At 63.5% G+C, this 12682-nt stretch carries 10 protein-coding genes; 6 read left to right on the top strand and 4 right to left on the bottom strand.

Going from position 1 to position 12682, the window contains the following annotated elements; all coding sequences use genetic code 11:
* Window positions 1-225 precede the first annotated feature (225 nt).
* The 5 genes from GCN75_RS13925 (at window position 226) to GCN75_RS13945 (ending at window position 6106) form a co-directional block, all read left to right on the top strand.
* Window positions 226-1512 carry a maltoporin gene (locus tag GCN75_RS13925; protein WP_152283054.1) on the top strand — a complete coding sequence of 429 codons (1287 nt, stop codon included), beginning with the start codon at window positions 226-228 and terminating at the stop codon, window positions 1510-1512.
* Between the two features lie 355 nt (window positions 1513-1867).
* On the top strand, window positions 1868-3121 hold the full coding sequence (locus GCN75_RS13930; protein ID WP_086143001.1) for an ABC transporter substrate-binding protein: 1254 nt from the start codon (window positions 1868-1870) through the stop codon (window positions 3119-3121).
* A gap of 115 nt (window positions 3122-3236) precedes the next feature.
* Window positions 3237-4121, top strand: a complete 885-nt coding sequence (locus GCN75_RS13935; protein WP_010397323.1) for a carbohydrate ABC transporter permease — start codon at window positions 3237-3239, stop codon at window positions 4119-4121.
* Window positions 4118-4987, top strand: coding sequence for a carbohydrate ABC transporter permease (locus GCN75_RS13940; RefSeq protein WP_034777933.1), 870 nt, complete (start codon window positions 4118-4120; stop codon window positions 4985-4987). Before GCN75_RS13935 ends, GCN75_RS13940 begins: the two co-directional genes overlap by 4 nt.
* A 9-nt stretch (window positions 4988-4996) precedes the next feature.
* Entirely contained in the window at window positions 4997-6106 is a 1110-nt protein-coding gene (locus tag GCN75_RS13945; RefSeq protein ID WP_152255204.1) for an ABC transporter ATP-binding protein, read from the top strand.
* A 68-nt stretch (window positions 6107-6174) separates the two neighbouring features.
* Here the strand turns inward: GCN75_RS13945 and GCN75_RS13950 are convergent, their stop codons facing one another.
* The 3 genes from GCN75_RS13950 to GCN75_RS13960 form a co-directional block, all read right to left on the bottom strand.
* Window positions 6175-7854, bottom strand: coding sequence for a ParB-like protein (locus tag GCN75_RS13950; protein ID WP_193317510.1), 1680 nt, complete (start codon window positions 7852-7854; stop codon window positions 6175-6177).
* Between the two features lie 56 nt (window positions 7855-7910).
* Window positions 7911-8951 (bottom strand): ParB/Srx family N-terminal domain-containing protein, encoded by a 1041-nt coding sequence (locus GCN75_RS13955; RefSeq protein ID WP_152283056.1) that lies wholly within the window; start codon window positions 8949-8951, stop codon window positions 7911-7913.
* Window positions 8952-9039: 88 nt separating this feature from the next.
* Window positions 9040-9684, bottom strand: a complete 645-nt coding sequence (locus GCN75_RS13960) for a TetR/AcrR family transcriptional regulator (protein WP_152283057.1) — start codon at window positions 9682-9684, stop codon at window positions 9040-9042.
* A 123-nt stretch (window positions 9685-9807) separates the two neighbouring features.
* On the opposite strand from GCN75_RS13960, the gene GCN75_RS13965 reads away from it, so the two are divergent.
* Window positions 9808-11184, top strand: coding sequence for an MFS transporter (locus tag GCN75_RS13965; protein ID WP_152283058.1), 1377 nt, complete (start codon window positions 9808-9810; stop codon window positions 11182-11184).
* Between the two features lie 3 nt (window positions 11185-11187).
* Here the strand turns inward: GCN75_RS13965 and GCN75_RS13970 are convergent, their stop codons facing one another.
* On the bottom strand, window positions 11188-12423 hold the full coding sequence (locus GCN75_RS13970) for a hypothetical protein (RefSeq protein WP_193317511.1): 1236 nt from the start codon (window positions 12421-12423) through the stop codon (window positions 11188-11190).
* Between the last annotated feature and the right edge of the window lie 259 nt (window positions 12424-12682).

The raw sequence follows: 12682 nt of genomic DNA on the forward strand, positions 1-12682 counted from the left end.
TGCTTGTCCAGCGTGCCAGAAAGGGTGGCGTCAGCGGGAAAAAACGGGGCAGTCAACGCGCATCTCGGTACGCAAATAAAGTGTCGCAGAGTAGTCGTAGGATTACAACATAATATGTTGATATTTGTTCGTAGTATAGTTACTATGTCCCTGCTGGAAAGAATTCTGGCCAGTACATTCGGCCACGAATGACTAGATAAAAACAAATTACTGAGGAGACTTACCATGCTGCATCGCACCATGTTGAAGGCCGTGTTGAAAGCACTGCCAGCTGCCATCGTCTTAGCCATCGCCAGCGGTTCCGCTGCCGCCGATCCAATGTATCCATCCGATTCCGAAGGCTTCCATGGCTACCTGCGCGCTGGCGCCGGCAGCAATACGTCGGGCGACGGCGGTTCGCAAGGCTGCTTCGGCCTGGGCGGCAATACCATGAAATACCGTCTGGGCAATGAGTGCGACGCCTACACGGAATTCGGCTACACCAAGTCCATCGCCAATTCCGGCGGCGTGAACTACCTGGCCACCATCTGGGTCAACGCTTACGCGCCAAACTCGGATTTCGGCGACAACAAGCTGGGCATCGTCAAGGCCTATGTCGAAGCGCAGGGACTCGATTTCCTGAACGGCGGCACGGCCTGGATCGGTAAACGTTTCTACTACCGTCCTGACATCCACATGCTGGACTTGCAATACATCAACATGAACGGCACGGGCGCCGGCCTGGACCGCATTCCAGCGGGCCCGGGTAAATTCTCGTACGCCTTCTTCAAGGACAACGACATCAACACCGTGTCGCCGACCGGCGTCGTCAGCACCAAGTCCGCCGTGCGCCAGAACTTCATCTACGGCGAAATTCCCGTGAATGAAAACGGCACCCTGGACCTGGCCGCCACCTACATCATCGGCGAAGGCAAGGACAACGACGCTTTTGGCCAGAAGCACAATGGCTGGCAGCTGTCGGCATTCCACCGTCAAGCCAAAGTCTTTGGCGGCGGCAATACCTTCGGCGTGCAGTACGGCGTCGGCCCTGGCACGGGCAAGGGCGCGCAGTTCGGCGCCTCGGGCGACACCAATTTCGGTTCCGACGTCAAGCGCACGCGCATCTTCAATGACATGGCGATCCAGCCCCTGGCCAACTTCGGCATGGAATTCGTCGCCCTGTGGCAAAAAGACGAGTCCAATGCCAACGGTTCCTCGACCTGGACCTCGGTCGGCGTGCGCCCTGTGTACGCATTCACCAACAACTTCAAGCTGGTGGGCGAACTGGGCACGGACCGCGTGACGCAAGCGGGCGGCCTGCCGGCCAAGCGCCTGACCAAGCTGACCATCGCGCCGACGATCTCGGCCGGTCCTGGCCTGTGGTCGCGTCCTGAACTGCGCGCCTTTGTCACCTACGGCAAATGGAACGATGCGGCCACCGCCTCGGTCAACGCGTCGAACAACGGCGGCCCGATCTACAACAACAATACCAGCGGCACGTCCTACGGCTTCCAAGTGGAAACCTGGTTCTAAACACCGAACCAAACCTGCTGCACGGCGCGCTTTGCGGCCTGCGATGCTCACCGTGCTCCAGCACGGTTGCGCTTCCCGGCCACAAATCGCTGCCGCTCGCGACGGTTTGTTCAGTGTTGATGTTTGTAATGCAGATCAACCTGGCGCATCCTTCGCGGATGCGTTTTTGGCGCCGTCCCGTGATATAAATGCAATGTAGTCATTTCATGGATCACGGCGCCGTCTTTATACCAAGATGATGCCCGTTTGCAAGCGGGTCTGAGCACAAGAGCGCCGGTACAGGCGCAGATTTCACCTTTTTCGGCCCCCGTATGCCGAAGCCCCCTAAAAGCTTGATCAAAAAAGGAATGTGGAGATGAAACTGAAATTCAAGATTACCCAACTGGCCGCATTGACCACCCTGGCATTTGCTGGCAGCGCCTTTGCGACCGACGTGGAAGTGTTGCACTACTGGACCTCCGGCGGTGAAGCGAAGTCCGTGGGCCAGTTGCAGCAAATCGTGAAAGAAAGCGGCTTCGGCTGGAAAGACTTCGCCGTGGCTGGCGGCGCTGGCGAAAACGCCGCGACCGCGCTGAAAACCCGCGTCATTTCCGGCAATCCGCCAACGGCCGCCCAGATCAAGGGCCCGTCGATCCAGGAGTGGGGCGCGGAAGGCGTGCTGGCCAATATCGATGATGCCGCCATTCCAGGCAAATGGGATGCCGTGCTGCCGAAAGTCGTCGCCGACATCATGAAATACAAGGGCCACTACGTCGCCGCTCCCGTCAACGTCCACCGCGTCAACTGGATGTGGGTCAATCCGGAAGTGCTGAAAAAAGCCGGCGTGGCCACCACCCCGACCACCTGGGATGCGTTCTTCGACGCGGCCGAGAAAATCAAGAAATCGGGCGGCATCGCGATTGCCCACGGCGGCCAGCCATGGCAGGACGCCACCGTGTTTGAATCCGTCGCGCTGGGCGTGGGCGGCACGGAATTCTACAAAAAGGCCATCCTCAAGCTGGACCAGAAGGAATTGACGGGCCCGACCATGCTCAAGGTGTTCGACACCCTGGGCAAGGTGAAGACCTACATCGACAAGGATGCGGCAGGCCGCGACTGGAACCTGGCCACCGCCATGGTCATCAACAACAAGGCCGGCTTCCAGTTCATGGGCGACTGGGCCAAGGGCGAGTTCACGGCTGCCGGCAAGGTACCGGGCAAGGACTACCTGTGCGTGGCCGCGCCTGGCACGGACAAGGCCTACACCTTCAACATCGATTCGTTTGCCATGTTCACGCAAAAGGATGCGAATGCGAAGAAAGGGCAGATCGCCCTGGCCAACGCCATCATGAATCCGAAGTTCCAGTCGATCTTCAACCTGAACAAGGGTTCCATCCCCGTGCGTTCCGGCGTTTCCAAGGACAAGTTTGACGCTTGCGCCCTGAAATCGATGGAAGACATGGACGCCACCAACAAGAACGGCGGCCTGGTGCCATCGTTCGCCCACGGCATGGCGCTGCCATCGGCCACGCAAGGCGCCGTGACCGACGTCATCGCCAAGTTCATGAACACCAACATGAGCTCGAAAGACGCGGTTGCCGCATTGGCCAAAGCGGCAAAAGTGAAGTAATCACGACGGCGCCGGCACTCCCGCCGGCGCCCTCTGCATCGCATGCATCGCAGGCGCCCGCCCTGGCGCTCGTCCAGGCCGGCGCCACACGCAGTTCTACTTCTACGGCTGTCCTATGTCCATACGCAAGCAATTCGACCGATGGATACCGCAGATGGTGCTGGGCCCCACGCTCATCGCCAGCTTGGTATTCGTCTATGGTTTTATCTTTTTGACCGGTTGGCTGTCGCTGACCGAATCGCGGCTGATGCCGAACTACGAGTTCGCCGGCCTGGTGCAATACGTCGAGCTGTTCGACAATGAGCGCTGGTGGACCTCGCTCAAGAACCTCGGCATCTTCGGTGTCCTGTTCATCGGTTGCAGCATCGCCATCGGCCTGTTCCTGGCCATCCTGCTGGACCAGAAAATCCGCGCCGAAGGCGCGCTGCGCGCCATCTACCTGTATCCGATGGCGCTGTCCTTCATCGTCACCGGCACGGCCTGGAAATGGATGCTCAATCCCAGCCTGGGCCTGGAAAAGGTCATGCACGACTGGGGCTGGACCTCGTTTACCTTCGACTGGCTGGTGAACTCCGACATGGCCATCTACACGGTGGTGATCGCCGGCGTCTGGCAATCGTCTGGCTTCGTCATGGCCCTGTTCCTGGCGGGCCTGCGCGGCATCGATGATGAAATCATCAAGGCGGCGCAAGTCGATGGCGCATCCTTGCCGACGATTTACTGGCGCATCGTGATTCCCGCCATGCGGCCCGTGTTCTTCAGCGTGCTGCTGATCCTCGCGCATATCGCCATCAAGAGCTTCGACCTGGTCATCGCACTGACGGCTGGCGGACCTGGCAACTCGTCGTCCGTGCCGGCCATCTTCATGTACCAGTTTTCCTTCACCCGCGGCCAACTGGGCCTGGGCTCGGCATCGGCAATGATGATGCTGGCCACCATCGTGGCCGTGCTCGTGCCGCTGATGTACCTGGAAACGCGCAGCGCAAAGGCGATGAGATGACACCTACACGCAATAATCGCCTCACCCTCGGACGGGTGGTTGTATACCTGCTGCTGATCCTGTTTGCGGTGTACTACATCGTGCCCCTGTACGTGACCCTGTCGACGTCGTTCAAGTCGCTCGACGAGATCCGCAGCGGCAACCTGCTGGCACTGCCGCACGTGTGGCAGTTCGATTCCTGGTCCAAGGCCTGGTCCTCGGCCTGCACGGGCGTCACCTGCGACGGCATGCAGCCGTTCTTCTGGAACTCGATCAAGATGGTGATTCCCGCCGTGCTGATCTCGACCTTCCTGGGCGCCTTCAACGGCTATGTGTTCGCGCACTGGCGCTTCCGCGGTTCGGAAATCCTGTTTGCCGCCTTGCTGGTGGGCTGCTTCATTCCATTCCAGGTGGTGATCCTGCCGATGGCGCGCCTGCTGGGCGAATTCGGCCTGGCCAATACCACCACGGGCCTCGTCTTCGTGCACGTGGTGTATGGCACGGCCTTCACGACCCTGTTCTTCCGCAACTACTATATCGGCGTGCCGGAAGAGCTGATCAAGGCGGCGCGCATCGACGGCGCCGGCTTCTTCCTGATCTTCCGCAAGATCGTGCTGCCGATTTCGGGTCCGATTTTCGTCGTCTGCATCATCTGGCAATTCACGCAGATCTGGAACGACTTCCTGTTCGGCATCGTGTTCGCCAGCGGCGATTCGCAGCCGATCACGGTGGGCTTGAACAACCTGGTCAACACGTCCACGGGCGTGAAGGAATACAACGTCAACATGGCTGCCGCGGTGATTGCCGCGCTGCCGACCCTGCTGGTCTATCTGGTCGCAGGCCGTTATTTTGTGCGCGGTCTGACCGCAGGCGCAGTCAAAGGTTAAGGAAAGAATATGTCCAGTTTATCGATACGCAGCATCCGCAAGGTGTACACGAACGGCGTCGAAGTCCTCAAGGGCATCGACATCGAAATCAAGGATGGCCAGTTCCTGATCCTCGTCGGCGGCTCCGGCTCCGGCAAGTCGACCTTGCTCAACATGGTGGCCGGCCTGGAAAGCGTCACCTCGGGAGAGATCCTCATCGACGGCAAGGTGGTCAACGACTTGCCGCCGAAGGACCGCGACATCGCCATGGTGTTCCAGTCGTATGCGCTGTACCCGTCGATGACAGTGCGCGAAAACATCGCGTTCGGCTTGAACGTGAAAAAAGTGCCGAAGGCGGAGCAGGAAGAAATCGTCGCCCGCGTGGCTGAAACGCTGCAGATCACGCACTTGCTGGACCGCCGTCCGGCGCAGCTGTCGGGCGGCCAGCGCCAGCGCGTGGCCATGGGCCGCGCCATCTCGCGCAAGCCGTCGCTGTTCCTGTTCGACGAACCGCTGTCGAACCTGGACGCCAAGCTGCGCGTGGAAATGCGCGCCGAGATCAAGCTGCTGCACCAGCGCCTGAAAGCCACCATCGTCTACGTCACGCATGACCAGATCGAGGCGATGACCATGGGCGATCTGATCGCCGTCATGAAGGATGGGGTGGTGCAGCAACTGGGCACGCCGCAGGAAATCTACGACAATCCGGCGAACCTGTTCGTGGCCGGCTTCATCGGCTCGCCGTCGATGAACTTCATTACCGTCAAGCCTGTCATCGAGGGCAACGAGGTATTTGCCGTCATCGACAACGCGGGCAAGAGCATGCGCCTGGTCTTGCCATTCCCGGCCGACAAGCTGCGCAGCCATGCGGGCCGCGACGTGATCCTGGGCGTGCGCCCGGAACAGATCACGGACATGAGCAGCGCGCACGGCGACGTGGGCCAGGAACTGGGCTGCCTGATCGACCTCGTCGAGCCGACCGGTCCCGACACCCTGCTGACGACGCGTTTGAACGGCGCCGCCGTGACCTGCCGCACGCACCCGCGCGAAGCCGTGCTGCCGGGGCAGACCATGCAGCTGTCGTTCAACCTGTCGAAAGCGGCCCTGTTCGATCCGGCCAACGGCGAGCGCATCGCGTAAGCAGCAACTGCGATAAAAAACGGCCCGCCTGTCAACTGACAGGCGGGCCGTTGTCGTTTGCGCCGCGCTTACTTGGCCAGCGATTTTTTATACGCGATGGCGTAGCTCAGCTTGCCCGTCGGCGTGACCAGGTCGTCCAGCGCCGCCTGGCTGAAGACGCCCGTCCAGCCCAGCGCCTGCGCCGTCGCGCCGCCGCTGACGATGTCGCCCGCCTTCAGGCCCGCCATCGCCAGCGAAGCCGTCTTGATGGTGGCCATGTAGCCGGTGGCGTCGCTCGTATCCGTCTTGGCCAGATCGACGCCGGCCTGCTTGCGCAGCCAGTCGGCCCAATAGAATTCGAGGAACTCCGTGGCCGTCGATGGCACTACGTAGCCCGCGTCGCGCGTGAAGTACACGAGGGCGCGGTAGGGATCGTTGCCCAGCGATTTGAGGCCGATGGACGCCGGCAGCTGGCTGGTGGCGATGGCCTTGTTGCCGCCATCCTTCAGCCAGACCTTGTTGACCTTTTTCATCTGCGCCCAGAAATCGTATTCATTGAGCTTGCTGAAATTGTCCGTCACCTTGACCCACACTTTGAGCTGATGGTTCTGGCCATTGTCCGCATCCCAGAAGGCGCTGAACGTGTGGTGGCCGTCCGTCAGGTACAGGGTGCCGTTCGGGCCGATGACGACGGTCTTCATGTCGCCCGGCTTGGTGCCCACGGCGGACTTGCACTGGAAGGTGGAGGGCGGGTTGCTCAGGGTGGCGCCGGCCACGTTGGCCGTTTTCGTCAGCACGTCGTCCTGGCCGTTGGCTTCGCACAGTTCGGCGAATTTCTTCGGCTTGTTGGTCTTGGCCATGATCTGGTCTTCCGCGCCGTAGCGGCCCAGCTTGTAGTAGATCTGGTCGTAGCCGACGGCTGGCTGCGTGGGGCGCAGTTCGTCGAGCGACACTTGCAGGAAGACGGGCGCCGCATCGGTGCCGGCGGCCGTGGCGGCCAGCACTTGCTGGCGCGCGCTGAGCACGGGCGGCGTTTCCAGCACGCTCTTGCCGGTCGCCATGGGCGCGCCGCCATCGATGATCTGCGCGACGATGCTGCCGCTGGCATTGACGATGTCGATATCGGTGCCGCTCTGTTTTACCTGCAGGTTGTCGAGCAGGACGTCGGCCGGGTCTTTGCTGTTCGGCGTCAGGGCGCCGTTGACGAAGTCGTAGCTGGCCGCCATGCCCAGGGTTTGCAGGGGTGCCGCCAGGGCCTTGCCCAGCTGCGTCTGCGCCGTTTGCAGTCTGGCCGCATCGACGGCGGCCAGGCTGGCGGGGGACGCGCTCGACGGGGTGCTGCCCAGCAGCTGCATGGCGATGACGGAGGTGAGCGGCGTCAGGTTGACGGCGCTTTCCTTCAGCGACAGCGCGTACAGCGTGGTGCCGCCTGCCGGCGTGACGGAGACGAGGAAGGGCGCCTTCGCCGTGGCAACCAGGGTGATGGCCGCTTTGCCGTTCGCGTCCGTGGTGGCGCTGCCGACGACATTCTTGCCGGCGTCGAGCACGGAGACGGAAGCGTTCGCCACGGCCTTGCCGGTGGCGGCCACCACGTTCAGCACGCGCGCGGGAGTGACAGGATCGACGGGGGCGACGGGCGTCGTGGCATCGTCGCGGTAGTCGTGGCCGCCGCAGGCGGCCAGGCTGGCGCCCAGCGTCACGGCGATGGCGAGGGATAGGGTTGTGCGGCGAAGGCTGTTCTTGTACATGGTATCCAGTGATGTCGGCATAAAAAGTGCCGACATGCTAGCGGGCGCAGATGTCAGGATGATGACACGCCCGCATGTTACTGGCGCGGCAGCGACTTCCGGTAGCCGATGGCGTAGCGCAGTTTGCCTTTGTCCTGCGTCAATTCATCGAGTGTCTCGCGGTCGACTTCGTCCAGCGCCCCCAGGTCCGCCGCGCGCTTGCCGCCGCTGACGATATCCGTTGGCTTCAGCGCCACCATCGCTTGCGCGGCCAGCAGGATCGCACCGGCATACGCGGCGGGGTCGAGCAGGTCGACGCGCGCCAGGTCCAGCACGGGTTTGCTGCGCAGCCAGTCGGCCCAGTAAAACTCGAGAAATTCCGTGGCGTGTCCGGGCGGCTCGTAGCCGATTTCGCGCGTGAAGTAGACGAGGGAGCGGTAGCGGTCGTCGCCCAGCGATGTGAGGCCGATGGCGGCCGGCAGCTGCTGCGGCGTGATGGCCTGGTTCTGGCCGTTTTTCAGCCACACCTTGTTTTCCGCGCGCATGCGCATCCAGAACGCCGTTTCGTCCAGCGCGCTGAAATTGTCGCTGACCTTGACCCACACCTTCAGTTGGTGGTTGCGCCCGCCATCGGCATCCCAGAAGGTGGTCAGCGTGTGGTGGCCATCGGTCAGGTACAAGGTGCCGCGCGGGCCGATGACGACGGTCTTCATGTCGTCGGGACGGCTGCCCACGGCTGCCTTGCAGCGGTAGCCGGCCGGCGGCGCGCTCAGGGTGGCGCCGGCCGCATTGGCCGTGCCGGGCACGACGTCGCCCTGGCCATTGGCTTCGCACAGGTCGGCAAATTTTTTCGGCTTGGCGATGTCGGCGATGCGCTTTTCTTCGGCCGCATAGCGCCCCAGCTTGTAATACACCTGGTCGTAGCCGATGGCCGGCTGGGTAGGATGCAGTTCATCGAGGCTCACCTGCACGATGCGCGGCTGGGCGGCGCTGCCCACGACGGTCGCCATCAGCGCCTGCTGGCGCGCGCTCAGGGCGGGCAACGTGGCGGCATCGCGGGCCAGGGCCGGCGGCAGGAAGGCCGCCTGGCAGGCCAGGGTCAGCAGCAGGGCGGGGAGGTGGGGGAAAGTGCGGTGCATGGCCATAGTCTCCAAAATCACAGTATGGGCGGCGCGCGGCGCCGCCGCTTGATGCCGCGCAGGCGCTGCCCACAATGGCCGCGCGCCGTCAGCGGCCCAGCATGCGCAGGCAGGCGTCGGCCACATCGGCGGCAAAGGCGCTGCTATCGTCCAGTTGCGCGGCGATGGCGTCGTCCGTCACGCCATGCACGGCCGAGTAAATCATCAGCGCTGCCAGGCGCGGCTGGGGCGGCCATGCGCCCGCTGCCGCGCCGCCTGCCAGGATGGCGCCCAGCTGTGCCAGGATGGCGTTCTTGTCGGGATTGTCAGCGGAATCGATGCCGATGCTGCGGCGGTGCTGCGTGTAGACGATGTCGTGCAGGCGCCAGGTGGCCAGGTAAGTGGCCACATTCGCCTGCACCCACGCGCGCAGCCGGCCCTCCCAGTCGTGCGGCATGCACAGGCCGACTGCCGTTTCCAGGCTGGTCAGGACACGGGCCGTGTAGCGTGCGGCCAGCGCCGCCAGCATTTCGTGCTTGGATGGGAAGTAGTGATAGAAGGTGCCTTTCGCCACGCCGGCCAGCGCCGTGATGTCGCTGACGGTGGTCGCTTCCACGCCCTGGTCCAGGAATAGCCGCTCGGCGGCGGCCATCAATTCATCGAGGCGTACTTCGGCCGGCTTGGTGCGGGGGCGGGCGGGTGCCGGCGGGGCGGCATCGGGCAAGACGGTCTGGGCGGGGCGTGTCGTGGTCATGCGCCCAGTATAAGTGAAGCGCAGGCGCCGCCCAAGCGTCCGCGTACACACGGTTGATTTTTAATTGACCGACGGTCAGTCGATGTTTATGATGAAAGCGAACTCATACATAGGAGCGACTCCATGCAGCGTTATCGCCGTGCGGCCCTGGTGGCTGCCGCCTACCTGGGCACCTTTCTAGCCTCGCTCGACATCAGCATCGTCAACGTGGCCCTGCCCACCCTGCAGACGGCGCTGGCGACGGACATGGCGGGCTTGCAGTGGGTGGTCAATGCGTATGCGCTGTGCCTGTCGGCCTGCATGCTGTCGGCCGGGCCGCTGGGCGACCGGCATGGCCACAAGCTTATCTGGCTGCTGGGCGTGGCCCTGTTTACGGCCGGGTCACTGCTGTGCGCGCTGGCCGCCAGCCTGCCGCTGCTGCTGGCGGGGCGCGCCGTGCAGGGCGTGGCGGGGGCCCTGCTGATCCCGGGCGCCATGCCCATCCTCAGCCATGCCTTTCCTGACCCGCGCGAACGGGCGCACGTGATCGGCGGCTGGTCCGCCTTCAGCGCGCTGGCGCTGATCCTGGGGCCGCTGCTGGGCGGCATGCTGCTGGAAGCCACGGGCTGGCAAAGCATTTTCCTGATCAACCTGCCGCTGGGCTTGCTGGCCCTGCTGCTGGGCGCCTGGGGCATCCCCGAGCGCCGCTACCACGGGCAGGCGGCGCTGGACCGGACGGGGCAGGTGCTCAGCATCGTCTGGCTGGGCGCGCTCACCTATGGCTTGATCGCGCTGGGCGAGTCCGGGCACGGCCGAGGGTACGCGTGGCCGGCGCTGGCCGTGGCGCTGCTGGCCTTCGCCGCCTTCCTGGCCGTGGAAGCGCGCGCGCCGCGCCCCTTGCTGCCGCTGCGGCTGTTCCGCGACCGGACCTTTGCGCTGGTCAACCTGGCTTCGCTGGTGCTGGGCTTTGCCTGCTACAGCAGCCTGTTCTTCTTTTCGCTTTACCTACAGCAGATCCAGGGCTGGGTGGCCGGCGCCAGCGGCTGGCGCATGTTGCCGCAGTTCGCGGCCATGGCCATCGTTTCCCTGTGCTTCGGCCGGCTCAGCCGTCACGTGCCGTTGCGGCGCCTGATGCTGGGGGGCTATGTGCTGGCGGGACTGGTACTGCTGGCCGCGGCGGCCCTGGCGCCGCAGACACCATACGCCATCGTCGCGGCCGTGTTCCTGCTGCTGGGCGTGGCCATGGGACTGGCCGTGCCCGCCACCGGCCTGCTGGCGATGGCCAGCGTGGACGGCGGGCGTGCCGCGCTGGCGTCGGCCATCCTGAATGCCTTGCGGCAGGCGGGCATGACCCTGGGCGTGGCCGTGCTGGGTAGCGTGATGAACGTGCGCGCCGCCGCGCTGCTGGAGCGGGCGGGGCAGGTTGCGGCGCTGGCTGCCGGCTTCCAGCTGGCCATGCTGCTGGCGGGGCTGGCGTGCCTGGCCGTGGCCTTGCCGCTGTACTGGCTGCCGCCGGAGTAAGGTTCAGGCAAGCAGATCGCTGGGCACGCGGGGCGAGGACATCAGGTCGCGGAAGGCGGCCCAGTGTTCGGCACGCGTCGCGCCCTGGCGTTCCACATAGGCTTTCGCCATGTCCTGGCCCAGGTTGTAATTGATCACATAGGCACCCATGGCATCGTAGAACTGCAGGCGCTGCGCGGACTTTTCGGCCGGATACAGGCGCACGTTGACCAGCCATTCCAGCGCTTCTTCGCGGGTCAGGCTGCCTTCGAGGTACTGGCGCGCGATGTCGTTGTCGGCATAGCCGAGCTTGGCCAGCAGGCGGTTCAGCTGCGCGTAGCGGGGCGCCAGCGCGGGATCGAGGCCGGCCAGCGGGTACAGCACCTGCTGTTCGAATGCCAGCCGCTCTGCATCCGTGAAACTCAGTTCGATGCCGTAGTTGGCCGTGCCTTCGGCGATCAACGACTGCGGCGAATACAGCGGATAGATGCAGTATTCCATCCAGCCCTTGCCGCGCACCAGGTCGCGTTCGAGCAGCACGTTGTACACGTGGTGGCCCGGATACGCTTCGTGGCAGCCGAGGTCGACCGCGCGGTCTATATACACGGGCAAGTCAGTATTGATCTGGATCACGCTTTGATAATTGCCCTTGTACCAGTTGTAGCCGCTCCACGGCTTGTCGGTGACAAATTCCAGCACGAAATCTTCGCCTTCGGGCAGGGCGATGTATTGCAAGGTGCGTTCGCGGCCCGCGCGGATGGCCGCATCCATGACGGCGCGCAGCTTGTCGGCGGGAATGACGAGTTGCGCGCGCAAGGCGTTCACGCGTTCGCTGACCGTGCCGTCGCCGGGCAGCAGGGTGTCGATCTCCGCCACCAGCTGTTCGTACCAGGCGCGGCTGTGATGGGGCGAGACGGCGTCGTACAGGCGCGCGCTCTCCGTGTCGAAATCGAGGCGCGATCCCTGCAGCATGTCCGCCTTGGCCAGCACGGCTTGCAGCTGCTTGCGCAGGTTGAGGGCGCGCAAGGAGGCATCGCCGGCCAACAGGGCCAGCGCGGTTTCCGCGGCAGCCTGGATATCGCTCAGACTCTGCGGCTGGGCGTTCGCCTGCTGCTGCCAGGCGGGCGGGCCGTAGTAGGCGTCCACATACGAGGCGTCGTGCTGGCCCATGGCCAGGACCAGCTTGACGTAGCGTTCGGCCACGTCGGCAAGGAGGGGAGTGTTGCTGTCGTTATTGGTCATGGCGGCAAGGTTGTTCACGGTTGGCAGGCGCTTATTGTATAGCGCATTGGTGCAGGCGTGAGGTGGACGGTGGCGACCTCATTTCCGTATGACCATTAGAAAAATGCATCTTGATATGGCTCAGTGAACCCGGTGTTCATGGCCTGCGCTGCGCGCTTTGACGGCAAGATGGGAGATCGTCTTTTTTAGGTGCAGGCGTGATTTCCTCCTTGAACTTCCTTCGTTTATGGACGAGCATGACCTACGACAGATCATTTTATTGCTGTGCGGTGGCGCA

The organism is Janthinobacterium violaceinigrum (assembly GCF_009208555.1).
In the GTDB taxonomy this organism is placed as follows: Bacteria; Pseudomonadota; Gammaproteobacteria; order Burkholderiales; family Burkholderiaceae_D; genus Janthinobacterium; species Janthinobacterium violaceinigrum.